General features: G+C 64.3%; 25 protein-coding genes and 4 tRNA genes. 19 read left to right on the top strand and 10 right to left on the bottom strand.

Features of this window, described 5'->3' with window-relative positions; genetic code table 11:
* The first annotated feature begins 235 nt into the window (after nucleotides 1–235).
* Together FIU89_RS08365 and FIU89_RS08360 are read left to right on the top strand one after the other, a co-directional pair.
* A complete protein-coding gene (locus FIU89_RS08365) occupies nucleotides 236–1,624 on the top strand; it encodes a dipeptidase (protein ID WP_152492173.1) in 1,389 nt (462 codons plus the stop codon).
* Nucleotides 1,625–1,627: 3 nt separating this feature from the next.
* Nucleotides 1,628–2,494: an alpha/beta fold hydrolase gene (locus FIU89_RS08360; protein ID WP_152492172.1), complete on the top strand. Its 867-nt coding sequence runs from the start codon at nucleotides 1,628–1,630 to the stop codon at nucleotides 2,492–2,494.
* Nucleotides 2,495–2,509: 15 nt separating this feature from the next.
* Here the strand turns inward: FIU89_RS08360 and FIU89_RS08355 are convergent.
* A tRNA-Asp gene (locus tag FIU89_RS08355) sits at nucleotides 2,510–2,586 on the bottom strand.
* A 26-nt stretch (nucleotides 2,587–2,612) separates the two neighbouring features.
* Nucleotides 2,613–2,689: transfer RNA gene (locus tag FIU89_RS08350), tRNA-Asp, on the bottom strand.
* Nucleotides 2,690–2,991: 302 nt separating this feature from the next.
* On the opposite strand from FIU89_RS08350, the gene FIU89_RS08345 reads away from it, so the two are divergent.
* The gene (locus FIU89_RS08345) at nucleotides 2,992–3,720 is read left to right on the top strand and encodes a helix-turn-helix transcriptional regulator (protein WP_152492171.1); all 729 of its coding nucleotides are present in this window, start codon (nucleotides 2,992–2,994) and stop codon (nucleotides 3,718–3,720) included.
* Here FIU89_RS08345 and FIU89_RS08340 read toward each other — a convergent pair.
* Nucleotides 3,703–4,389, bottom strand: a complete 687-nt coding sequence (locus tag FIU89_RS08340) for a hypothetical protein (protein WP_152492170.1) — start codon at nucleotides 4,387–4,389, stop codon at nucleotides 3,703–3,705. The two genes, FIU89_RS08345 and FIU89_RS08340, sit on opposite strands and share 18 nt — an antisense overlap.
* 202 nt (nucleotides 4,390–4,591) lie before the next feature.
* Nucleotides 4,592–4,667, bottom strand: a tRNA-Val gene (locus tag FIU89_RS08335).
* Nucleotides 4,668–4,860: 193 nt separating this feature from the next.
* Here FIU89_RS08335 and FIU89_RS08330 point away from each other — a divergent pair.
* Nucleotides 4,861–5,217, top strand: a complete 357-nt coding sequence (locus tag FIU89_RS08330) for a hypothetical protein (protein WP_152492169.1) — start codon at nucleotides 4,861–4,863, stop codon at nucleotides 5,215–5,217.
* A 9-nt stretch (nucleotides 5,218–5,226) separates the two neighbouring features.
* Here FIU89_RS08330 and FIU89_RS08325 read toward each other — a convergent pair.
* Both FIU89_RS08325 and FIU89_RS08320 read right to left on the bottom strand, forming a co-directional pair.
* Nucleotides 5,227–5,301, bottom strand: a tRNA-Val gene (locus FIU89_RS08325).
* Nucleotides 5,302–5,399: 98 nt separating this feature from the next.
* Entirely contained in the window at nucleotides 5,400–5,765 is a 366-nt protein-coding gene (locus FIU89_RS08320) for an HU family DNA-binding protein (protein WP_152492168.1), read from the bottom strand.
* Between the two features lie 126 nt (nucleotides 5,766–5,891).
* Here FIU89_RS08320 and FIU89_RS08315 point away from each other — a divergent pair, with 126 nt between their 5' ends.
* Nucleotides 5,892–6,092 carry a hypothetical protein gene (locus FIU89_RS08315; protein ID WP_152495785.1) on the top strand — a complete coding sequence of 67 codons (201 nt, stop codon included), beginning with the start codon at nucleotides 5,892–5,894 and terminating at the stop codon, nucleotides 6,090–6,092.
* A 159-nt stretch (nucleotides 6,093–6,251) separates the two neighbouring features.
* Here the strand turns inward: FIU89_RS08315 and lon are convergent, their stop codons facing one another.
* The 3 genes from lon to tgt form a co-directional block, all read right to left on the bottom strand.
* A complete protein-coding gene (gene lon / locus FIU89_RS08310; RefSeq protein WP_152492166.1) occupies nucleotides 6,252–8,663 on the bottom strand; it encodes an endopeptidase La in 2,412 nt (803 codons plus the stop codon).
* Between the two features lie 479 nt (nucleotides 8,664–9,142).
* Nucleotides 9,143–9,331 (bottom strand): hypothetical protein, encoded by a 189-nt coding sequence (locus FIU89_RS08305; RefSeq protein WP_152492165.1) that lies wholly within the window; start codon nucleotides 9,329–9,331, stop codon nucleotides 9,143–9,145.
* A gap of 16 nt (nucleotides 9,332–9,347) precedes the next feature.
* Nucleotides 9,348–10,478, bottom strand: coding sequence for a tRNA guanosine(34) transglycosylase Tgt (tgt, locus tag FIU89_RS08300; RefSeq protein ID WP_152492164.1), 1,131 nt, complete (start codon nucleotides 10,476–10,478; stop codon nucleotides 9,348–9,350).
* A 151-nt stretch (nucleotides 10,479–10,629) separates the two neighbouring features.
* Between tgt and FIU89_RS08295 the strand changes: the two genes are divergently transcribed.
* The 9 genes from FIU89_RS08295 (at nucleotide 10,630) to tpiA (ending at nucleotide 18,220) form a co-directional block, all read left to right on the top strand.
* Nucleotides 10,630–12,303 carry a mechanosensitive ion channel family protein gene (locus FIU89_RS08295; protein ID WP_172978061.1) on the top strand — a complete coding sequence of 558 codons (1,674 nt, stop codon included), beginning with the start codon at nucleotides 10,630–10,632 and terminating at the stop codon, nucleotides 12,301–12,303.
* Between the two features lie 83 nt (nucleotides 12,304–12,386).
* Nucleotides 12,387–13,277, top strand: coding sequence for an SPFH domain-containing protein (locus tag FIU89_RS08290; RefSeq protein WP_152492162.1), 891 nt, complete (start codon nucleotides 12,387–12,389; stop codon nucleotides 13,275–13,277).
* Complete coding sequence (locus FIU89_RS08285; RefSeq protein WP_152492161.1) at nucleotides 13,274–13,546, top strand: NfeD family protein; 273 nt, start codon at nucleotides 13,274–13,276, stop codon at nucleotides 13,544–13,546. The genes FIU89_RS08290 and FIU89_RS08285 overlap by 4 nt, the downstream gene beginning before the upstream one ends.
* A 113-nt stretch (nucleotides 13,547–13,659) precedes the next feature.
* Nucleotides 13,660–15,066, top strand: a complete 1,407-nt coding sequence (gene rimK / locus FIU89_RS08280; protein WP_152492160.1) for a 30S ribosomal protein S6--L-glutamate ligase — start codon at nucleotides 13,660–13,662, stop codon at nucleotides 15,064–15,066.
* A 212-nt stretch (nucleotides 15,067–15,278) separates the two neighbouring features.
* Nucleotides 15,279–15,641 (top strand): SUF system Fe-S cluster assembly protein, encoded by a 363-nt coding sequence (locus tag FIU89_RS08275; protein WP_152492159.1) that lies wholly within the window; start codon nucleotides 15,279–15,281, stop codon nucleotides 15,639–15,641.
* Between the two features lie 50 nt (nucleotides 15,642–15,691).
* Nucleotides 15,692–16,309: a MarR family transcriptional regulator gene (locus FIU89_RS08270; RefSeq protein WP_152492158.1), complete on the top strand. Its 618-nt coding sequence runs from the start codon at nucleotides 15,692–15,694 to the stop codon at nucleotides 16,307–16,309.
* Entirely contained in the window at nucleotides 16,306–17,025 is a 720-nt protein-coding gene (locus tag FIU89_RS08265; RefSeq protein WP_152492157.1) for a DUF3307 domain-containing protein, read from the top strand. Before FIU89_RS08270 ends, FIU89_RS08265 begins: the two co-directional genes overlap by 4 nt.
* A gap of 32 nt (nucleotides 17,026–17,057) precedes the next feature.
* Nucleotides 17,058–17,408 carry an iron-sulfur cluster assembly accessory protein gene (locus FIU89_RS08260; RefSeq protein ID WP_057794005.1) on the top strand — a complete coding sequence of 117 codons (351 nt, stop codon included), beginning with the start codon at nucleotides 17,058–17,060 and terminating at the stop codon, nucleotides 17,406–17,408.
* Between the two features lie 59 nt (nucleotides 17,409–17,467).
* A complete protein-coding gene (gene tpiA / locus FIU89_RS08255; RefSeq protein WP_152492156.1) occupies nucleotides 17,468–18,220 on the top strand; it encodes a triose-phosphate isomerase in 753 nt (250 codons plus the stop codon).
* Between the two features lie 4 nt (nucleotides 18,221–18,224).
* Here tpiA and FIU89_RS08250 read toward each other — a convergent pair whose 3' ends face one another.
* Nucleotides 18,225–18,686 (bottom strand): Lrp/AsnC family transcriptional regulator, encoded by a 462-nt coding sequence (locus tag FIU89_RS08250; RefSeq protein WP_057794009.1) that lies wholly within the window; start codon nucleotides 18,684–18,686, stop codon nucleotides 18,225–18,227.
* Nucleotides 18,687–18,832: 146 nt separating this feature from the next.
* Here FIU89_RS08250 and cysG point away from each other — a divergent pair, with 146 nt between their 5' ends.
* The 5 genes from cysG to FIU89_RS08225 are packed head-to-tail and all read left to right on the top strand — an operon-like array spanning nucleotide 18,833 to nucleotide 23,357.
* Nucleotides 18,833–20,227 carry a siroheme synthase CysG gene (gene cysG, locus FIU89_RS08245; RefSeq protein ID WP_152492155.1) on the top strand — a complete coding sequence of 465 codons (1,395 nt, stop codon included), beginning with the start codon at nucleotides 18,833–18,835 and terminating at the stop codon, nucleotides 20,225–20,227.
* Complete coding sequence (locus FIU89_RS08240; RefSeq protein WP_152492154.1) at nucleotides 20,227–20,529, top strand: DUF2849 domain-containing protein; 303 nt, start codon at nucleotides 20,227–20,229, stop codon at nucleotides 20,527–20,529. The genes cysG and FIU89_RS08240 overlap by 1 nt, the downstream gene beginning before the upstream one ends.
* Nucleotides 20,529–22,196, top strand: a complete 1,668-nt coding sequence (locus FIU89_RS08235; RefSeq protein WP_152492153.1) for a nitrite/sulfite reductase — start codon at nucleotides 20,529–20,531, stop codon at nucleotides 22,194–22,196. The genes FIU89_RS08240 and FIU89_RS08235 overlap by 1 nt, the downstream gene beginning before the upstream one ends.
* Entirely contained in the window at nucleotides 22,183–22,929 is a 747-nt protein-coding gene (locus FIU89_RS08230) for a phosphoadenylyl-sulfate reductase (RefSeq protein WP_152492152.1), read from the top strand. Before FIU89_RS08235 ends, FIU89_RS08230 begins: the two co-directional genes overlap by 14 nt.
* A complete protein-coding gene (locus FIU89_RS08225) occupies nucleotides 22,926–23,357 on the top strand; it encodes a DUF934 domain-containing protein (protein WP_152492151.1) in 432 nt (143 codons plus the stop codon). The genes FIU89_RS08230 and FIU89_RS08225 overlap by 4 nt, the downstream gene beginning before the upstream one ends.
* Nucleotides 23,358–23,425: the final 68 nt, after the last annotated feature.

The following is a 23,425-nucleotide window of genomic DNA, read 5'->3' as shown; positions in this document are numbered from 1 at the left end:
GCAGTCTGACGAGGCGCGGCGCGGAGGCGGCCAGCTTCGCCCTTGTTGCGCCGGATATAGTTTTAAGGCTTGGCGCGCAACAGGTTACAAATTGCCACGCCCCTGCCCCCGTGACAACCGCGCCCGGCCCCTCCTTTGGTCGCAGGCGCAAGGGGCTCGCGCCCCGATCCCGCTGGACAGTCCGGCGCGCGGTGGTAGGGTCCGGCCAACATTTCCTTCAGACCGGAGTTCGCGCATGTCCCTCGACGCCATCCTCACCCGTATCGACGACCAGTTGCCCGACGCGATGGACCGCCTGACGGATCTCCTGCGCATCCCTTCCATTTCCACCGATCCGGCCTTCAAGCAGCCCACCGAGGACGCCGCCGACTGGCTGGTCGCCGACCTGCAAAGCCTGGGCATCAAGGCCGAGAAGCGCCCCACCACCGGCCACCCCATGGTGGTGGGCCACGCCGACGGACCCAAGGGCGGCACCGGCCCGCACCTCCTGTTCTATGGCCATTACGACGTCCAACCCGTCGACCCGCTTGAGCTGTGGAAGACCGACCCCTTCGATCCGCAGATCCAGGACACCGACGCAGGCAAGGTCATCCGCGGCCGCGGCGCCTCGGACGACAAGGGCCAGCTCATGACCTTCGTTGAGGCCTGCCGCGCCTATAAACACGTCACCGGCGAAATGCCCTGCCGCATCACCTTCTTCTTCGAGGGCGAAGAGGAATCGGGCTCGCCCTCTCTCATCCCCTTCATGAAGGAAAACGCCCAAGAGCTTCAGGCCGATCTCGCGCTGATCTGCGATACCTCGATGGTCGCCCCCGGCGTGCCCTCCATCGCGTCACAGCTGCGCGGCATGATGAAGGACGAATTCACCATCCACGGCCCCCGCATCGACCTGCACTCGGGGCATTACGGCGGCCCGGCCCTGAATCCGCTGCGGGAAATCTCGCGCCTCATCGCCTCGTTCCACGACGACACCGGGCGCGTTGCCGTCGACGGCTTCTACGACGGCGTGCAAGAGGTTCCCGCCGAGCTTCTGCGCCAATGGGAAAGCTGCGGCTTCGACGAAAAGGAATACCTGTCCTCGGTCGGCTTCACCCAGGCGCATGGCGAGGAAGGCTACAGCACGCTCGTCCAGCAATGGGCTCGGCCCACGCTGGAAATCAACGGTCTCTGGGGCGGCTACCAGGGCGCTGGCACCAAGACGGTGATCCCCGCCGAGGCGCATTGCAAGCTGACCTGCCGGCTGGTCGATGACATGGACCCCGACGCCCTGCGCGAGAACATTCGCAAGCATGTCGAGGACCGCCTGTCGCCCGACGCCCGCGTCACCTGGAACGACGATCTCGACGGCTCGCCGGCGGCGAAGATGAACATCGACCGCCCCGAATTCGAGGCCGCCCGCCAGGCGTTGTCCGATGAATGGAACCGCGAGGCGGTCTTTAATGCGATGGGCGGCTCGATCCCCATCGCCGGCTTCTTCAAGGAAATCCTGTCGCTCGATTCCATGCTGATCGGCTTTGCCCAGGAAGACGACGCGATCCATTCGCCCAACGAGAAATACAACGTCGAGAGCTTTCACAAGGGCACCCGCAGCTGGGCGCGCGTGCTCGACCGGCTGTCGCGCTAACCCGTGCCCATCCCCGGCTTTCGCCACGCGACCGCGCAACTCAACGGCACCCGGATCGCCTACAGCATCGGCGGCTCCGGCCCGCCGCTGCTGCTCTTGCACGGTTTCCCGCAGACCCGCGCGCTCTGGGCCCACGTGGCCCCGGCACTGGCCGAGACGCACACCGTGGTCTGCCCCGACCTGCGCGGCTATGGCGACAGCGGAAAACCCCGGGATGTCGCCGCCTACAGCTTTCGCGAAATGGCCCGCGACCAACTGGCGCTGATGTCCCACCTTGGCCACGACCGCTTCGCCGTCGCAGGCCATGATCGCGGGGCGCGCGTGGCGCACCGGCTCGCGCTCGACGCGCCCGACGCCGTGACCTCGCTATGCCTGATGGATATCGTCCCCACGCACACCCTTCTGACCGAATTGCGGATGGACGTGGCGCAGACCTATTACCACTGGTTCTTCCTTGCCCAGCCCGGCGCCCTGATCGAGGACATGATCGCTGCCGACCCGGACGCCTATTACCAGTCCTGCCTCACCGGCTGGGGCTCCGCCGCCCTCGATGATTTCGCCCCGGATCAACTGGCCACCTACCAGCGCAGCTGGCGCAACCGCGACACCATTCGCGGCATGTGCAACGATTACCGCGCCGCCATTGCCCATGACGTCACCGACGATGCCGCCGATCTCGACGCCCGCATCGCCTGCCCCACGCTGATCCTCTACGGTCGCGACGGGGCGATGGCCCGCCACTATGACGTGCCGGCCACGTGGGAGCCGAAATGCGCCGACATGCGCTCCGGTACGGTCGAAGGCGGCCATTTCTTCATCGACACGGCGCCCGAGGCGACCATCGCGGCGCTGCGCCGGTTCTTCGACTGAATGTAGGGGATGACGTGGCGCGGTTGACGGGGCTCGAACCCGCGACCCCCGGCGTGACAGGCCGGTACTCTAACCAACTGAGCTACAACCGCGCGAAGGTCGTAATGTTTTGCAGCGGTGGCGCGGTTGACGGGGCTCGAACCCGCGACCCCCGGCGTGACAGGCCGGTACTCTAACCAACTGAGCTACAACCGCCCGCTGCAAACCCGAAGCCATGCCCCGAGCGTGAGAGGGTGTTTAGGCGGCGCGGCCCGTCCCGTCAAGCGTTCACCGCGTCAAATCGACAGGTTTTTCCACACCCGCTCCGACGCAGGTTTTCAAGCGTTTCGTGACGTTGCGTCAGTCTTCGGAAACAGTGTTTTTCTTTGGATTCAGGTGCACAGGTGCCAAGCGTTGGGGCTAAATACTTTACTGGCGAAGTGTCAATCGCTATTTGACGTTACTGCAATAGACCTCTTATAAATGACTCGTGATCCGTAAAACAGGATTGGTATCTCGTGCTGGATTTCCATGATCGCCTGAAGACCTACATCAAGGGCTCGTCCTACGATTACAAAGGCCTGTCTCTCGAGATCGGACAGGGCGAGCGTTATATTTCCAACCTCCTGTCCTCGAAAAGTGACCCGGGCTATTCCAGCGTGGTCAAGATCTGCTCCGCCCTCGGCATCACGCCGAACCAGATCGCCGGTCTCAACGACCAGATCACCCTGGCCGGCGGCGAGATCGACAACCGCATCGTCACGGCCCAGGCCGAGCGGATCCTGACCTCCGTCACCCGCGAGGCGCATCGCAAGCTGTCGCAACGCGGCGCCCGCCCCCTTCTGGACGACGTGCTGACCTGGTGGCACCAGCAGGGGGGCGTTCTGACCAATTTCGACACGCTCAGCGAACATGTCGATCTCTACCTTGCGCCGGACGAGCACTCGCGCCTGCCCGAACCCTACAAGATCGGCCACCAGAGCCTTGCCGCGCAAAGCTTCGGCATCCAGACGGCCGAGCACCTGCGCTATCTCTTCACCACCTTCGATGACAAGCTGTGCGAAAGCGTCCGGCTGGCCCATGTCGAGGCCACGCGCGGCGAACCCAAGCTGACGATCGAGGAAATCGACGTCATGCTGCCCGGCCACAGCTTTCCGCTGCGCTTCACCTACAAGCGGCTTTTGCTGCCGGTGCGTGATGGCGAAGGCAACAAGTACGTGCTGAACTACTCACAAGCTCTCGAGTGAGCCGGCGTAATACGCCATCATGTGCGACAGGTGCTCCGACGACAGCGCCACCAGCCATTCGCTGTCGCCCCGCCCCGCAGGCGCCGGATCGGCCCATCTCGCCACGCCCGGCACCTGCACGGTGAATCCATACGTGGTTGCGAAACCCGCCATCACGTCCCGGTCTCGCATCATCGCATAGGTCCAGTCCACCGGCCATTTCGTGGCGATACAGCAATGCAGCAGCAACATCAGCTGCCGCAGGCGCTGCCGCGACCCCCGCTGCCCCGGGGCGACGAAAAGCTCTCCGATATAGGCCATGCGCCCGTGAAACCCCGGCGGTAGCGCCGTGGTGAAGTCCAGCAAGGTGTCGCCGGACGGGTGCGGATAATGCCGGCGCATCGTCCGGCGCATGTAGTCGCCCATGTTCTCGCGTCCGACATTGTCGAACCGCGTCGCCACCGCGGCCACGAAGGTCTCGCCCTCGCGCAGCACCAGCCAGAAGCCGGACTCTTCGGTGAAATCGTTGTAATGCGCCGACAGTTTCGCGGTGACGCTGGTCTTGCCATGCTCCCGCACCAGCTGTTCCACGGCCTCGAAATCCGACACCGTCTCGATAGCGTACCCGTTGCGCGCCAGGCCCGAGACGCAGGCCCCGCCGACCTTGATCAGGTCCAGTGAATTCTGCATGTGCTCCTGCTTCCCCTGCATCGAGCCTTGCCGTGGCAACCGTCGGCCCACCGGCATCCGCAAACATGGTTAACAGCGTGGAATGCAGGTTGGAATGACTCCGATCCTCAAAAACGGAATGTTTCTCTAAGCGAAACAACCCCCGGCACGTGTTTCGACATCGGAAAGCGCGCGTCTGTCAGCCTGTTTCCATTAGGGGGAATGGTGGGCGGTGAGGGACTCGAACCCCCGGCATCTTCGGTGTAAACGAAGCGCTCTACCAACTGAGCTAACCGCCCCTCGTTGCGCTCCTCTAGCAACACCGCACTGGCCTTGCAAGATGCTTCGCACCCGACCGCCCCGCCGACTGCGCGGTCGAACTTTCCCGCAACAGGCCGGTCGAAAATGCACACGGGCCTGCCGAAATCTATTCAGAACGCCTGTGCCCGTGCCTAAGGTCGTCGGCAACGAAGAAAAAGACTGCGCACGAGCATGGCCCTCACTCTTCTTGCATTCGCACTCCCGGCGGCGCTCTTTCTGGTGCTGGCCCTCCTGCCCCATGGCCGGCCCGCCCTGCTGGCCGCCCTGGCGGTGGCGGCAGCCCTCATAATCCTGTGGGGCGCGCATTATCTCGACGTCCTGGGGCTGGGCACGCACGGTCAGGGCAATGCCCGGATCATCGCATTCTTCATGCTTCTCGGCCTCACCCTCGCCTGGTTCATGGCAACGTCGCTTCAGATCCTGCGCCAACGCTTCCCGCCGCACTGGCCAGGCTGGAGCTGGCCCGCCGTGGTCGTCGTGACCCTGCTGGTCATCGGCTACGGGCTCTGGCGGATGCTGAACGTATAGAGTGGGAAATGGTGGGCGATAGAAGATTCGAACTTCTGACATCTTCGATGTGAACGAAGCGCTCTACCACTGAGCTAATCGCCCGCCGGAGCCGCTGTTTAGCGCCCCTTCGAGATCGGTGCAATAGCAAAGCCGCATGATCCGCGCAGGGAATTTCACCCTGCAGGCGGATCCAGGCAAACCTAGCCGTTGCCGCTGGTGTCGTCGTCCTTCGATTGCCGGATCTTCGCCACGGTGACCCGCGCGTTGCCGACCTCTTTCTGGCGGTTGATCTTCACCTTGCCCAGCGGCTTGAGGTTCAGTTCGCGCCCTTCGGCCAACGCCTCGCCCAGTACTTCCAGCATGGCCTCGACCACCGGCTTCACCTTGTTCTTGTTCAGATCGGCACGGTCCGCCACCAGCTGAAGCAGCTCCTGCTTCTTGAGTTCGGTCGAAACGATCTCCGCCGCGGTCGTCTCCGTGACCACGTCCAGATCCGCCTTGGCCGGGGCGGCGGGCGCCGTGGCCGCGGCCTTGGATTTCGGGCTTGTCGTACTGCGCGATGCCATTTTGGGCCTCTAATATTTGCACTTTTGACACACGATACCGGATTTGGAACGGAATACCACCGCCGAGTTGACGTGCCGGCAACCGGGCCGCATAAACTGTCGCCAATTATCACTGGGGATCACGCAATGAAGAAAGTTATTGTCGCCGCCGCTGTCGCCTCGCTGCTTTTCATCGAACCTGGCCTTGCCGGAAACTTGTCAGACCCCGTGCTCGATCAGCAGGTTATCGCGGATGCCGCCGTCGAAGATTCCACGGCCAAGGTCGATGCGCTGATGCTGACGTTGTTTTACGTCTTCCTCTTCGCGGCGGCCGGCGGCGCGTTCTAGACTGCGAAACCGCGCAATCGGGCCCCCGAACCGACCGGCCGGCCATCCGGCGGCTGCGCCTGCGCGGCCTGCGGCAGGCGGCCTTGAATAAATCTGCCCGGATGAAAAAAGGCGCCCGACCGGGGCGCCTTTCTCTTTTCACTGAACGGTTGGGCCGGCCTAGTGGGTCACCGCCCCTGCCCCGTCATCCCGCGACTTTCGCGCGGCCTCGGCGGCAGCCGCCTCCTCGGCGGCTTCGTCCCATTCGACTGGCTCGGGCGCCTTGACCAGCGCCAGCCGCAACACATCGCTGACATGTTCGACCGGGATGATCTCCAGCCCCTCCTTCACGTTGTCGGGGATTTCGGTCAGGTCCTTCTCGTTTTCCTGCGGGATCAGAACCGTCTTGATCCCGCCGCGCAGGGCCGCCAGCAGCTTCTCCTTCAGCCCGCCGATGGCCAGCGCATTGCCGCGCAGCGTGACCTCGCCTGTCATGGCGATGTCCTTGCGCACCGGGATCCCGGTCAGCACCGACACGATCGACGTCACCATCGCCAGGCCCGCGCTGGGGCCATCCTTGGGCGTGGCGCCCTCGGGCACGTGCACGTGGATGTCCCAGTTCTCGAACCGCGGCGGTTTCACCCCGATCTGCGGACTGATCGACCGGACATAGCTTGAGGCCGCATCGATCGATTCCTTCATCACGTCGCCCAGCTTGCCGGTGGTCTTCATCCGGCCCTTGCCCGGCAGGCGCAGCGCCTCGATGTTCAGCAATTCGCCGCCCACCGACGTATAGGCCAGCCCGGTGACGACACCCACCTGGTCCTTCTCCTCGGCAAGCCCATAGCGGAACTTCTTCACGCCCAGGAACTCGTCGATATTGTCGCCGGTCACGTCGACGCGCTCGGCCTCTTTCTTGATGATCTTGGTCAGCGCCTTGCGGCAGACCTTGCTGATCTCGCGTTCGAGGTTCCGCACGCCCGCCTCGCGGGTGTAATGCCGGATGATCGCCGTCAGCGCAGAGTCGTCCAGGCTGAACTCCTTCTGCTTCAGACCGTGGTTCTTGATCTGCTTGGCCAGAAGGTGCTGCTTGGCGATCTCGCGCTTTTCGTCCTCGGTGTAGCCGGCCAGCGGAATGATCTCCATCCGGTCCAGCAGCGGCCCCGGCATGTTGTAGGAGTTCGCCGTGGTCAGGAACATCACGTTCGACAGGTCGTACTCGACCTCAAGGTAGTGGTCCACGAACGTCCCGTTCTGCTCGGGGTCCAGAACCTCCAGCATGGCCGACGCCGGGTCGCCCCGGAAATCCTGACCCATCTTGTCGATCTCGTCGAGCAGGATCAGCGGGTTGGTCGTCTTCGCCTTCTTCAGCGACTGTATGATCTTGCCCGGCATCGAGCCGATATAGGTCCGGCGGTGACCGCGGATCTCGGACTCGTCGCGCACGCCGCCCAGGCTGATGCGGATGAACTCGCGGCCCGTCGCCTTGGCGACGGATTTGCCCAAGCTGGTCTTGCCCACGCCCGGCGGGCCGACAAGGCACATGATCGGGCCTTTCAGCTTTTTCGAGCGTTGTTGCACCGCGAGGTACTCGACGATCCGCTCCTTGACCTTCTCAAGGCCATAGTGGTCGTGGTCCAGCACGTCCTGCGCCCGGCTCAGATCCTTCTTCACGCGGGATTTCGTGCCCCACGGAATCGACAGCATCCAGTCCAAATAGTTGCGCACGACCGTCGCCTCGGCACTCATCGGGCTCATGTTCTTGAGCTTCTTCAGCTCGCCCTCGGCCTTCTCGCGGGCTTCCTTGCTGAGCTTGGTGTTCTCGATGCGCTCTTCCAACTCGGCAATCTCGCCTTCGCCGTCCTCGCCATCGCCCAACTCCTTCTGAATGGCCTTCATCTGCTCATTCAGGTAATATTCGCGCTGCGTGCGCTCCATCTGGGACTTCACGCGCGTCTTGATCTTCTTCTCGACCTGCAACACGCTCATCTCGCCCTGCATCAAGCCATAGACCTTCTCCAGACGCTCGCTGACGCTCAGCGTCTCCAAGAGTTCCTGCTTTTGCGCCACCTCAATGCCCAGGTGCCCCGAAACGAGGTCGGCCAGCTTGGCGGCATCGTCGGCCTCGGTCACGGCGGCCAGCGCCTCTTCGGGGATGTTCTTCTTGACCTTGGCATAGCGCGCGAACTCGTCCGAAACGGTCCGCAGCAGCGCCTCGATCGTCGCGGCGTCGCCCGGCATCTCGGCCAGGTACTCGGCCCGCGCCTCGAAGAAATTCTCGTTCTCAAGGTACTCGGTGATCTGCACCCGCGCCACGCCCTCGACCAGCACCTTCACGGTGCCGTCGGGCAGTTTCAGCAGTTGCAGCACGTTGGCCAGCACGCCGGCCGTGTAAATGCCGTCCGAATTCGGGTCGTCCTCGCCCGGGTCGATCTGGCTCGACAGCAGAATCTGCTTGTCGTCCTGCATCACCTCTTCCAGCGCCCGGACGGATTTCTCGCGTCCCACGAAAAGCGGCACGATCATGTGCGGGAACACCACGATATCGCGCAGCGGCAGCACGGGGTAAGAGGCGTTAAGGGGATCTTGCATGCTCGGTATCCTGTATTGGCAAGAAGGCTCCGGTCCCGACTTGGCGGCAACCACCGGCCTTCTCCGTTTCGATAGGCTTAATCTGGGCGCTCTCGGACCAGTTTCAACCTCGGCCCTCAAGGGGGCTGGTGCCAGCATGACTCGCGGCGCAGACAGGCACAAGCACCAAATATACGCGTTCTTAACAGTGATTGCGCATTTTCGCGCAGGCGCGGCCCATGCGTGGACGCGCGTTCTGGCGCGTCCCTGGCGCGTCCCTGGCGCGGCACGGTCAGGCCAGCAGCACCGCCGCAAGAACCGCCATAGAGGCCCAGGTGAAGGTGAAAACCGCATATGTCATCTGATCGCTCCCAGCCTGTCACGGTGTCGTGATGCCTCTGGGTCGCGCTCTGCCGGCAAAGCGTTCAAAAAAATGAATCGGCCCGGTGCGTGGTGCCGGTCTGAAATTCAGGGCTCGGAGGGTCCGTCGCGTGCCTGAACTAGGCGAGCAGCACGGCCGCGAACAGCGCGACGGACATCCAGCTAAAGGCAAAGGCAGCATAAGTCATTGTAATAGTACTCATTTCCCCAGTAATGACATCAGGATAAGCGGAAAACCGCCCACCACCTAGAGAAATCGGATCACGTTTTGGAAACAGTTTGGAGCCAAAAGCCGGTGGATCGGCCAAGCCATTGCGATTGCAGTCAAATCGGCGGGATATCCCCCTCGGCCCGCCCGGCGTGAAACTCAGCTTCCCAGGCGGCGAACCGGCCCTCGGCGATGGCCTCGCGCATCCCCGCCATGATCTCCTGGTAGTAATGCAGGTTGTGCCAGGTCAGCAGCATCGAACTGATGATCTCCTGGCTGCGAAACACGTGATGCAGGTAAGCGCGCGAATAGTTGCGGCAGGCCGGACAGGTGCAGGCCTCGTCCAGGGGGCGCGGGTCGTCCTGGTGCCGCGCGTTCTTGATGTTCAGCACGCCGCGCCGGGTGAACACCTGCCCCGTCCGCCCCGACCGCGACGGCAGCACGCAATCCATCATGTCCACCCCGCGCTTCACCGCGCCCACGATGTCGTCGGGCTTGCCCACCCCCATCAGGTAGCGCGGCTTGTCCTCGGGCAGATACCCGGTGGCATAGTCCAGCACGCCGAACATCGCCGTCTGCCCCTCGCCCACGGCCAGGCCGCCCACCGCGTAACCGTCAAACCCGATATCCACCAGAGCCCTGGCGCTTTCCTCGCGCAGCGCCTGCGTCACGCCGCCCTGCATGATCCCGAAAAGCGCATGGCCGGGCCGGTCCCCGAACGCGTCCTTCGACCGCGCCGCCCACCGCATCGACAGGCGCATTGCCCGCGCCACCTCGTCGTCGCTCGCCGGCAGCGCGGGGCATTCGTCGAAACACATCACGATATCGCTGCCCAACAGGCGCTGGATCTCCATCGACCGCTCGGGGGTCAGCTCGTGTTTCGACCCGTCGATATGGCTCTTGAAGGTGACCCCCGCCTCGGTCAGCTTGCGCAACCCCGCCAGGCTCATCACCTGGAACCCGCCACTGTCGGTCAGAATGGGCCGCTCCCAGTTCATGAACCGATGCAAGCCGCCCAGGGCGTCGATCCGCTCCGCCGTGGGGCGCAACATCAGGTGATAGGTGTTGCCCAACAGGATATCCGCCCCGGTCTCGCGCACGCTTTCAGGCATCATCGCCTTGACCGTGGCGGCGGTCCCCACCGGCATGAAGGCCGGCGTGCGCACCTCGCCGCGCGGCGTGCGGATCACCCCCGTCCGCGCCTGCCCGTCCGTTGCGCCCAGCTCGAAAGCGAACCCGTTCGTCATGTCATCACCCTCTGACCTCACCGCGCCCTCCATAACGCCTTTGGCGAAAGCTTCAATCACTCCGGTTATCGACCCCGCACCGGGCCGCGCGGAAGAAAATGAACCAAATCGGCACGGGCCGGGTTATGCTGGCACGAAAACGACGGGACCCGTGACCAGACCGATGCACATTATCGCCGCCTCGCTGCGCAGCCTCTTGGCGGCGCTCCTCATCCTCGTGTCCGGTGCGGTCGCGTCACTTGCGCAGGAGCCTCATTTCGAGATCGACCTGCTGAATCCCGGCCTGCCCCAGCCGCCTGAATCCCTCGACCGCGACACGCCCCGCTCGACCGTGGAATCCCTCCTCGCCTTTTTCGACAAGGAAGAGTACGGCGCCGCGGCCCACCTGCTGGACCTGGGCGATCTGCCGCTCGAAATGCAGGCCAACCGCGGTGCCGACCTCGCGCGGCAGCTGAAGATGATCATCGACCGCCAGGTCCTGATCCCCTGGACCGACCTGTCGGACCGTCCCGACGGCTGGCTCGACGGGGCCGAGGAAGACCCCGGCGCCGGCCGCGTGCGCCGCTCGATCCTGCTCAACATGCTGGAGCTGGACAAGCGCCCCGTGCCCCTGCGCCTCAACCGCGTGAAACCCGCGAACGGCGATGCGGTCTGGCTCATCTCGCGGCAGAGCGTGCGCGACATCCCCGCGCTTTACGAGCGCTTCAAGCCGACCGAGCTTGAAATGGCGATGCCCCCCTGGGCGCGCGAACGCGGCCCGTTCGGGATGTATATCTGGGAATGGCTGGCGCTGCCCGTCATCACCGTCGTCGCGTTCCTGCTGGGCTACATCGCCTATCGCCTCGTCGGCTGGCTGGGCCAGTTCTCCAGCCGGCGGATCGTGCAGGCCTGCGTCCGCGCCTTCCGCCTGCCCGCCACGATCATGGTGATTTCCGCCGTCATCGGCTTCACCACCAACCGCCTGCTGGTGGTCACCGGCCCGATCAGCGTCGTCGTCGGCCCCCTGGTCCTTCTGGGCTATGTCATCGGCTTCGCCCTGGCGGCCGTGCGCGTCGCCGACGAGATCTTCGACCGCGTCAGCCTCAACAGCCCCGAGGAACTCGCCAACCCGGGCAACGCGCATTATCGCAACATGGCCACCATGCTGTCGGGCTTCCGCAAGTTCGTCATCATCCTCGCCGTCATCGCCGGCGCCGCCACGCTGCTCAGTTCGGTGCAGGTCTTCAACTCGCTGGGCTACACCCTGCTGGCCGGGGCGGGTGCGATCACCATCGTACTGGGTTTTGCCGCCCGCGAGGTGCTGGGCAACCTCCTGGCCGCCGTGCAGATCGCGCTCAACCGCTCGGCCCGGATCGGCGACCAGATCATCTTCGAGGACCGCTTCTGCACCGTCGAGCGCATCCATTTCACCTATGTCCAGCTGGCGATCTGGACCGGCAACCGCTTCATCGTGCCGGTCAGCCACTTCGTCAAGCACCCGTTCGAGAACCTCTCCGCCGGCGACCGCGAGATGACCCGACCGATCCGCCTGACCTTCGCCCAGACCGCCGATGTATCCGCCCTGCGCACGGCGTTCTTTCAGATCATGGACGAGATCGACGACGGCACGCTGGGCTCCAAGGACGACGCCGGCGTCTGGGTCGAGGACCAGGACATCTTCGGCAAGAAGGTCCTCTTCGCCCTGCCCACCCCCGACCAGTCCACCTTCTGGGATCTCGAAACCGCCTGCCGCGAACGCCTGCTGACCCGCGCCGCCGAGCTTGAACAGGAAACCGGCAAGCCCTTCCTGCCGCAGGGTCCGGTGCAGGATTATCCCGGCGGCTGACCCCGCGCGCCCGACGGATCGAAGCCTTGCATTGGCGCGCGCGCTGGCCCTATTAAGCCGGGACCTTTTCAACGGGGATCCCGATGACCGAAGACCAGATTATCGACCTGCTCTCTTCCAACCTGTCCTACATCCTGCTCGCCCTGCTGCTGTTCCTCGTGATCTTCAAGGGCGTGAAGATCGTGCCGCAATCCGAACAGCACGTGGTCGAACGCTTCGGCCGCCTGCGCTCGGTGCTGGGGCCGGGGATCAACTTCATCGTGCCCTTCCTCGACAAGATCCGGCACCGCGTCTCGATCCTCGAACGCCAGCTGCCCAATGCCAGCCAGGACGCCATCACCCGCGACAACGTGCTGGTCGAGGTCGAAACCTCCGTCTTCTACCGCATCACCAACCCGGAAAAGACCGTCTACCGCATCCGCGACGTGGACGCTGCCATCGCCACCACCGTGGCCGGGATCGTGCGGGCCGAGATCGGCAAGATGGATCTCGACGACGTGCAGGCCAACCGCTCGCAACTGATCGACACGATCAAGCAGCATGTCGAGGACGCCGTCGACAACTGGGGGATCGAGGTCACCCGCGCCGAGATCCTCGACGTCAATCTCGACCAGGCCACCCGCGAAGCCATGCTGCAACAGCTCAACGCCGAACGCGCCCGCCGCGCCCAGGTGACCGAGGCCGAGGGCAAGAAACGCGCCGTCGAACTGGCCGCCGACGCCGATCTCTACGCCGCCGAGAAAACCGCCGAGGCCCGCCGGATCCAGGCCGACGCCGAGGCCTATGCCACCGGCGTCGTGGCCCGCGCCATCGCCGATAACGGGCTGGAAGCCGCGCAATACCAGGTCGCCCTGAAACAGGTCGAGGCGCTCAACGCCCTGGGCCAGGGGCCGTCGTCGCAGACCGTGATCGTCCCCGCCCACGCGGTCGAGGCCTTCGCCAATGCCTTCACCATGCTGAAGGGCAAGCCATGATCGACCTGCTGTCGCACTGGTGGGTCTGGCTCTGCGCCGCGCTGGCCATCGCCATCCTCGAACTGCTGATGCCGGGCTACATCTTCCTCGGCATTGCCGTGGGCGCCGCGGTCATGGCCCTGCTGGTGGCTCTGCTCGGGCCGTTCGCGGCCCCCACTCTCGTCGCTCTCTTCGCCGGCGTCTCGCTCGTCGCATGGCTGGTACTGCGCCGCCTCTTTCGTGCGCCCGACGACCAGACCCGCTACTTCGACGAAGACATCAACAAGTAGCTTCACGCGCCGCGCCCGCGACCGTCATCCCAGCGTAACCTTGTGCCGACATGGATTACGTGGTGAAACTTGCAGTTCCACCGTCGACCGATCCACAATCAAAAGGCCACCCCATGACAGCATCCGCCGACAGCCCCGAGATCCTGAACTTTGGCTGGGAAGAATGGATTTCCCTGCCCGGACTGGGCGTGCCGGCGTTGCGGGCCAAGGTCGATACCGGCGCGCGCACCTCGGCGCTCCACGCCTTCGACATCGAAACCTTCGGGCCGTCCTCGAAACCCAAGGTCCGGTTCACCGTGCACCCGATCCCGGGCCGCGACGACCTCGTGATCCCCTGCTCGGCCCCCATCGTCGACCGGCGCGAGGTCGCGTCCTCGAACGGCGAGAAGGAACTGCGCTACGTCATCGAAAGCAAGCTCGAGGTCGCGGGCCAGTCCTGGCCGATCGAGATCACGCTGACCAACCGCTCCACCATGAACAGCCGGATGCTCCTGGGCCGCACCGCGCTCAAGGACCACATCTCGATCGTCGCCACCGACCGCTTTCTTCAGCCCGAGCTCAACTACGACGTCTACCACACCAAGAAGATGCGCGAGGCTCAGCCCAACCGCTCCTTGCGCATCGCGGTGCTCTCGCGCGAGGACAACTACTCCACCCGCCGCCTCGTCGAGGAAGGCGAGAAGCGCGGCCATTCCGTCGAGGTGATCAACACCACCCGTTGCTACATGGCGATCAACACGCTGGCGCCCGAGGTGCATTACGACGGCAAGCGCCTGCCCCGCTACGATGCCGTGATCCCGCGCATCGGCGCCTCGATCACGTCCTACGGCGCCGCCGTGGTCCGCCAGTTCGAAACCATCGGCACCTATTGCGTGAACCCTTCGGCCGGTATCTCGTCCAGCCGCGACAAGCTCTATGCGCATCAGCTTATGGCCCGCGCCAAGGTGGGTATGCCCAACACCGCCTTCGCCGCCTCGCCGCAGGACACCGGCAACCTCATCGGCCTCGTCGGCACCGCGCCCCTGATCGTCAAGCTGCTGGAATCGACCCAAGGCAAGGGCGTCGTGCTGGCCGAAACCAAGAAGGCCGCCGAGTCCGTGATCGACGCCTTCCGCGGCCTCAAGGCCAACTTCCTCGTGCAGGATTTCGTCAAGGAGGCCGCGGGCGAGGATATCCGCTGTCTCGTGATCGGCGGCAAGGTCGTGGCCTCGATGAAACGCACGGGCGCCGAGGGCGATTTCCGCTCCAACCTGCACCGCGGCGGTTCGGCCAAGTCTGTGCGCATCACCAAGACCGAGCGCGAAACCGCCCTGCGCGCCGCCCGCGCCTTCGGCCTGGGGCTGGCGGGCGTCGACCTTCTACGGGCCGAGGCGGGGCCCAAGGTGCTCGAGGTCAACTCCTCGCCCGGCATGGAGGGGATCGAAAATTCCACCGGCAAGAACATCGTCGGGATGCTCTACGACGATATCGAGGCCCGCGTGCGCCCCGAACCCGTGCGGCGGCGACGCACCAGCAAGTGACCCCGGGGAACGCAACGTCACCCGGCGCGCGTTAACCCTTTCGGGCCGCCCGATGCCGCGCCGCGGCGGTGCACACCCGGTGCACGCGGGGTGCACGCATGTCACCCCCGCCCGATCCGGCCGAAACCCGGGCGTTAATCCACCGCACCCCCTCTGGACGCGGCGCTCTCATATCCTTATATATTCAGTCGGATAACGGCACAGGACGTGACATGACCCAACAGCCAGAACCCCTCGAAGGCGCGCCGCTGATCGCGCCCTCCAGCACGGATCACCCGCTTTACGACCAGATCGTCGAAGCGTGCCGCTCGGTCTATGACCCTGAAATCCCTGTGAATATCTATGACCTCGGGCTGATCTACACGATCGACATCACCGCCCAGAACGAGGTCAGCGTCATCATGACCCTGACCGCGCCCGGCTGCCCCGTCGCCGGCGAAATGCCCGGCTGGGTCGCCGAGGCGATCGAGCCGTTAGCAGGTGTGAAACAGGTTGATGTTGATCTGACCTGGGAGCCGCCCTGGGGCATGGACATGATGAGCGACGAGGCAAGGCTCGAACTCGGGTTCATGTAAGGCAAGCAAAAACGCTTGCATTTTGCAAAAGCAAGTAATATTACTTGCATATGATTTGGACCGTCCTCACCGGCGATATCGTCGACTCCTCCGCCCTTTCGGCGGACCGCCTGGACGATGTCATGGCCTGCCTCGACCGGCTGTCAGATGACATTTCCGCTTGGGGCCAGGGCGCCACGATTGCCTTCGGACGACGCGGCGGGGACGGCTGGCAACTGGCGGTCAATGCGGCTGAATACACCTTCAGATCAACGCTTTACCTGCAATCCAGCCTGATGGCGCTGGATCCTGCAGTGCAAACGCGCATCGCCGTGGCGACCGGCAAAGGCACCCTCCCCGACGGACCTGACGCCAACCCCAACAGCGCCCACGGCCCCGCGTTCAGTGCGTCTGGCCGTCTGCTGGAAACGCTCTCGGGCAACACGCTCCTGGCACACGCCGACGGTGGCCCGCTCGACGCCACCTTCCGGCTTGCCGACCATATCGCGCAGGGCTGGACCCAGGCCCAGGCCCGCGCCGTGGCCGCGATGCTGCCCCCCGGAACCGGGCCGCGCCGCGTCGCCGCCGACCGCCTCGGCATTTCCCGCCAGGCCATTGACCAGGCCCTGCACGCCGCCGGTTACCCGGCCCTGCACGATGCCCTGACACTGCTGGAGACGTCGGAATGATCGAAACCCTGACCGCCCTCCTCTTTGCTCATGTCTTGGCCGATTTCGTCCTGCAAACCGACTGGATCCACCGCCACAAGCGCCATTTCGGCGTAATGCTTCTGCACAGCGCGCTGGTTCTGGTGGTCTCCATGGCCGCGCTGGGCCAGGTGGACGCTTTGCCGGTTCTGGCGCTGGCCGCCCTGCACCTCGCGATCGACTGCGCCAAAACCTACGGCAATTTCAAGGGCCTGACGGCGTTTCTCGCCGATCAGGCCCTGCACCTACTGGTGATTGTCGCCGTCGCGTTTCACGCCCCCACCCTCTGGGCCACCGGCGCCTGGGCCGACATGCCCACCCTGTTGCCGTTGATGGCGCTTCTCTCCGGCCTGATCGCGACCCTGGTCGCCGGACAATACGCCATCGGCCTGTTGATGCGCTCGCATGGCACGCTGATCCAGCAACGTGGCCTGCGCAATGGCGGCCGCCAGATCGGGCTGATCGAACGCGGGCTAATCTTCTTTTTCGTCATGGCAAATCAACCGCTTGCCGTCGGCTTTTTGATCACGGCCAAGTCCATCCTGCGCTTCGGCACCGCCGCGCGGGATCAGAAAACGGCGGAATACGTGATCATCGGCACGCTGGCCTCCTTTGCATGGGCGTTCCTCGTGGCCGAGACCACCCGCGCCTGGATGGAATTGCTGCCGCCGCTTGAGATTGCCCGGTGGCTTGCTTAGATTGAGGTCAACGCAGCGAGAAAGGCAGCACCATGTTCGGAATTCCAGGCAAGCAGGCGGTCACCATGACCCCCAAAGCGGCGTCGATGATTGCCCGCCTGATGGACAAGGACGGCCACCAGGGCCTGCGCATCGGCGTCAAGAAAGGCGGCTGCGCGGGCATGGAATACACCATGGACTACGTGACCGAGGTCGACCCCAACGACGAGGTGGTCGAGCAGGATGGTGCGCGCGTGATGATCGCCCCCATGGCGCAGATGTTCCTTTTCGGGACCGAGATCGACTACCAGACCTCGCTTCTGGAATCGGGCTTCGTCTTCAACAATCCCAACGTCACCGAGGCGTGCGGCTGCGGCGAGTCGATCAAGTTCGAAGGCATGTAGCCGTTGCCCAGCCCGGCTCGAGCCGCTACCACTCCGGTCAATTAACCGGGAGGTAAGGAATGGCGCGTAAGCTGGCGGCTGGTAACTGGAAGATGAACGGCACGCGCGGTGCCTTGCAGGAATTGTCCGCTCTCGCACAGGCGCATCCCGATCCGTCCGTGGACATTCTCATCTGCCCGCCCGCCACGCTGATACATCCGGCTGCGGCGCTTATGGCGGACGCGTCCGTTCAGATCGGCGGACAGGATTGTCACGCGCAGGTCAGTGGCGCCCATACCGGCGATATCTCTGCCCAGATGCTGGCCGACGCCGGCGCCACCAGCGTCATCCTCGGACATTCCGAACGGCGCGAAGATCACGGCGAAAGCAGTGACGCCGTCAACGCCAAGATCCGCGCGGTCCACGCCGCCGGGCTGGTCGCCATCGTCTGCGTGGGCGAGTCGCTGGCGCAGCGCGAGTCGGCCAGCACGCTCGAAATCATCGGCGGCCAGCTCGCCGCGTCCCTGCCCGATGCCTGCACCGCGGCCAATACGGTGATCGCCTACGAGCCGATCTGGGCCATCGGCACCGGCAGGATTCCCACGACCGACCAGATCGACGAGGTTCACGATTTCATCCGCGCCGACATGATCCGCCGCTTCGGCGCAGAGGAAGGCGGTGCGATCCCCCTGCTCTACGGCGGATCGGTGAAACCCGACAACGCCGCCGAGATTTTCGCCACCGACAATGTCGATGGCGCCCTCGTCGGCGGCGCAAGCCTCAAGGCCGCGGATTTCTCGCCCATTATCAAGGCGCTGGAGCAATCGACATGATCGGCTAGACCGGCAACATCGTCGTCGATTTGATCTCTTCCATCGACAAGAGCGCGGTCACGTTGTGCACTTTCACCTCTGAAATCAGCGCCTGGTAAAAGGTGTCGTAGGCCCGCGCGTTGCTGACCACGACCTTCAGGATATAGTCGATATCGCCCGCCAGCCGGTGCGCCTCCATCACCTCGGGCCGGGTTCTCAGCGCATTCAAAAACCTGTCCTGCCACTCCTTGTCGTGCTCTGACGTGCGGATCAGGACAAAGAAACAGGCCTCCAGTCCCAAGGCTTCTGGATCCAGCAGAAAAGTCTGCTGGCGGATCACACCGCCTTCCCGCATCTTGCGAATCCGGTTCCACACCGGCGTCTTCGAACTGCCCACGGATTTGGCGATATCGTCCAGCGACTGCCCGCCGTCCTTTTGCAGTTCCAAGAGGATTTTCCGATCCAGTTCGTCAAGGCGAACACTCATTCCACAATTTCCCTTTTCCCGGAACACGCCCTGTCCGCTGAAAGCATTTTGGAACGCATGTCCTTATTCGCGCCGACCAGTGGCGCAATACCGGGAATATTTTCTATATCTAAGGGCAAGTCAATCGCAGCCGGAGGCAAGCCCCCGTGAAACATTTTCCCATCTTCGTCGCGCTCGAGGGCCGTCGCGTCGTACTGTCCGGAGGCGGCGACGCGGCCCTGGCCAAGCTGCGCCTGCTGCTGAAGACCGAAGCGCACCTGACGGTGTTCACCCCGTCTCCCGCGCAAGAGATCGAAGACTGGCACGTAGCCGGCAAGCTGCGCCTCGTGCGTCGCGCGATGGAGCCGGGCGACACGACCTGCGCCGTTCTGTTCTACGCCGCGGACGAGGACGAGGCCGAGGATGCCCGCACCTCCGCCATCGCCCGCGCCGATGGCGCGCTGGTGAATATCGTCGACAACCTGCAGGACAGCGCCTTCATCACGCCCGCGATCGTGGATCGTGACCCGGTGACCGTCGCCATCGGCACCGAGGGCGCGGCCCCCGTTCTGGCCCGCGCGATCAAGGCCGATCTGGAAGAGCGCCTGCCCGCCACGCTGGGCACTCTCGCCCGGATCGGCAAGGCGTTCCGCAAGGCGGTCGAGGTACTGCCCATGGGCCGCAAACGCCGCGACTTCTGGTCGGAGTATTACTTCGGCACCGGCCCGCGTGCGATGGATGAAGGCGGCGAAGAGGCCGTCACCAACGCCCTGCCCGCCCTTCTGGACAAACATGTGAAGGCCGAAGAGCGTAAGGGTTATGTGGCCTTCGTCGGCGCCGGCCCCGGTGACCCGGAGCTGCTGACCCTCAAGGCCCGCAAGGCGCTCGACGCCGCCGACGTGGTGATCCACGACCGGCTTGTCACGCCCGAAATCCTTGAACTTGCCCGCCGCGAAGCGACGCTGATCGACGCCGGCAAAACCGGCTTTGGCCCGTCGATGTCGCAGGAGGATATCAACGCGCTGATCGTCGAACACGCCGCAACCGGCGCGCAGGTGGTGCGCCTGAAAGGTGGCGATCCGACCGTCTTCGGCCGCCTCGACGAAGAAATCGACGCGGTCGATGCCGCCGGGATCGGCTGGCACATCGTGCCCGGGATCACCGCCGCCTCTGCCGGTGTGGCCGCCATCGGCCAAAGCCTGACCAAGCGCCAGCGCAATGCCGCGGTGCGTTTCGTCACCGGCCATGACATGAAAGGCTATGCCGAGCAGGACTGGGCCACGCTGGCCCAACCCGGCGAGGTGGCCGCGATCTACATGGGCAAGAAATCCAGCCGCTTCATCCAGGGCCGCCTGCTGATGCATGGCGCCGACCGCGCCACCCCTGTCAGCATCGTCGAGAACGCCTCGCGCCCGGAACAGCGCATCGTCGCCACCACCGTGGCCCGCATGGCGCAGGATCTGGAAGCCGCCGATCTCGACGGCCCCGCCCTTACCTTCATCGGCCTGGCACCGCGTGCCGCCGAGGCAAGTCTTTCCCTCTCGACCCAGGAGTTCGCCTGATGCCCAGAGAATTTACGCCCAAGGTCGTCACCGCCAATGCGTTGCTCGAAGGCGACGTCGTCTATCAAACTGCCGATGACCGCTGGTCGCGGCACCTTTCCGAGGCTGAACTGATCAGCGACGAGGCGCTCGCCAAGCTGCGGCTGGCGCAGGCCGAAGGCCAGCCCGAACTGGTCGTCGGGCCCTATCTGGCCGATGCCAAGCCCTCTGACAACGGCCCGCAGCCGACGCATTTCCGCGAGGAATTCCGCCGCACCGGCCCGTCCAACTATGACCATGGCAAACAAGCCGAGGTAAACTGATGTATTCCTATTCCGAATTCGACGCGGCCTTCGTGGCCGAGCGCAACCGCCAGTTTCGCGCCCAGGTCGAGCGCCGCATCGCCGGCAACCTGACCGAGGACGAGTTCAAGCCGCTGCGCCTGATGAACGGCCTTTATCTGCAACTGCACGCCTACATGCTGCGTGTGGCGATTCCCTATGGCACGCTCAATTCGCGCCAGATGCGCCAGCTCGCCCATATCGCCGAGACGTGGGACAAGGGCTACGGCCATTTCACCACGCGCCAGAACATCCAGTTCAACTGGCCCGAGCTGCGTGACGTGCCGGAAATCCTCGATGCGCTTGCCGAGGTCGAGATGCACGCCATCCAGACCTCCGGCAACACCATCCGCAACGTGACGGCTGACCATTTCGCAGGCGCCGCCGAGGACGAGATCGCCGATCCGCGCCCGGTGGCCGAACTCTTGCGGCAATGGTCCACCGATCACCCGGAATTCCAGTTCCTGCCGCGCAAGTTCAAGATCGCCGTGACCGGCAGCCCGAACGACCGCGCCGTGATCAAGGCGCATGATATCGGCATCCAGATCGTCGAGCGTGACGGCGAAATCGGTTACCGCGTTCTCGTCGGCGGTGGCCTTGGCCGGACGCCGATGATCGGCAAGGTACTGTCCGATTTCGTCAGCCAGGAAGACCTGCTGCCCTATATCGAGGCCACGGTCAGCGTCTGGAACCTGCTGGGCCGGCGCGACAACAAGTACAAGTCGCGCATCAAGATCACCGTGCACGAGCATGGCATCGACGATATCCGCGCCCGGGTTCAGGAGCGGTTCGAGATTATCCGCCCCGCGTTTTCGGGCATCGACGTCGCTCTCTTCGAAGACATCAAGACCGCCTTCGCCCCGCCCGTCTTCCGGCAGGACGGCACCGAGGTGTTCGAGACCACGTACAAGACCGACCCGATCTTCCGGTCCTGGGCCGACACGAACCTCGTCGCCCACAAGGCGCCGGGATATTCAATCGTCCAGATCAGCCTCAAGGCCCATGGCGCCACGCCCGGTGACGCCACGGCGGACCAGATGCGGGTGATGGCCGACCTTGCCGAGTTCAACGGCCATGACGAACTACGCATCAGCCACGAGCAGAACGTGATCCTGCCGCATGTGCATAAGTCGCACCTGCCCACGCTGCACGCCATTCTGAAAAAGCACGGGCTGGCCACGGCGAATATCGGCCTGATCTCGGATATCATCGCCTGCCCCGGCATGGATTACTGCGCGCTTGCCACAGCGCGATCCATCCCGATCGCCCAGCAAATCGCAACCCGCTTCGACGAGTTGAAGCTGGAGCATGATATCGGCGAGCTGAAGATCAAGATCTCGGGCTGCATCAACGCCTGCGGCCATCACCACGTGGGCCATATCGGTATCCTCGGGCTCGATCGCGCAGGCGTCGAGAACTACCAGATCACGCTGGGTGGCGACCACACCGAGACCGCGGCTATCGGCGACCGTACCGGACCGGGCTTCTCGGCCGACGAGATCATTCCGGCCGTCGAACGCATCGTCGAGACCTATCTCGACCAGCGGCAGGACCGGGACGAGACGTTCCTGCAATTCTACCGCCGTGTCGGCATGGCGCCGTTCAAGACCGCCCTCTACGAACAGGACAAGGCCTATGCTGCAGAGTAAGATCGACACCAGCCTGCCGACCCGGGTCTCGGGTCTGAACGAGTGGTATCGCCTGAACTCCGCCACCGCCGTGCTGCGCCATGCGCTGGCCAGCCCCGAGGCGGGCAAGCTGGCGCTCGTGTCCAGCTTCGGCGCGGAATCCGTGGTGCTTTTGCACATGATTTCGGTGCTGAAGCGCGACACGCCGGTGATCTTTCTCGATACCGAGATGCTGTTTGCCGAAACGCTGGTCTACCAGCAGGAACTGGCCGAGCGGCTGGGTCTGAAGGACCTGCGCATCATTCGTCCCGACACCGACGCGGTGGCCCGGCAGGACCCCAACGGGACCCTGCACCAATCCGACACCGACGCCTGCTGCACCCTGCGCAAGACGGTGCCTCTGCAATACGCGTTGCAAGGGTTCGACGGCTGGATCACCGGGCGCAAACGCTATCACGGCGGTGACCGGGCGGCGCTCGATTTCTTCGAGACCGAAGAGTCCACGGGCCGGATGAAGGTCAACCCGCTGGCGCATTGGACCCGCGAAGACGTGCAGACCTACATGGAAGAAAACCGCCTGCCCCGGCATCCGCTGGTGGCGCAGGGCTATCCTTCCATCGGGTGCAAACCCTGCACCAGCCGTGTGGCCGCCGGCGAAGACGCCCGCGCGGGCCGCTGGCGCGGCTCCGACAAATCCGAATGCGGCATTCATTTCGTCAACGGAAAACCCGTCAGAACAGGAGAAACGGCATGAGCGTTATCGTGACCGATCAAGGCTTTACAAGCGACGACTGGGATGGCCCCATCGCCGCGCTGAACGACGCGCATCCTGGCTGTGCCATCGATCTTGCGTCCAGCAACGACCCCAATGAACTGGCCGGGCGGATATCTGACATCCCGATGATCCGCGTCGACTTTCCCAGCTTTTCCGACGGGCGCGGCTTCACCATCGCGCGGCAACTCCGGCTGATGGGCTTCAAGGGGCGCCTGCGGGCGCGCGGCCATGTCATCGCCGACCAGTACGCGATGGCGCGCCGGGCCGGTTTCGACGAGGTCGAAATCTCGGACGACCTGGCCCAACGGCAGCCCGAGGACCAATGGCTGTTCCGGGCGGATTGGCAGGCGCATGACTACCAGGCGCGCCTGCGCGGCGCCGAGCGCGGCAGGATTCCCGCCGAATAACCCCTGTCATCTGACCTGAATCAAAGTATACGAGGAGGCGCCCGGGCTAAGACCCCGGGCTATGATTG

Origin of the sequence: Roseovarius sp. THAF27, assembly GCF_009363655.1 — a bacterium.
Classification (GTDB): Bacteria; Pseudomonadota; Alphaproteobacteria; order Rhodobacterales; family Rhodobacteraceae; genus Roseovarius.
This window is presented reverse-complemented; position numbering and strand designations above follow the sequence as displayed.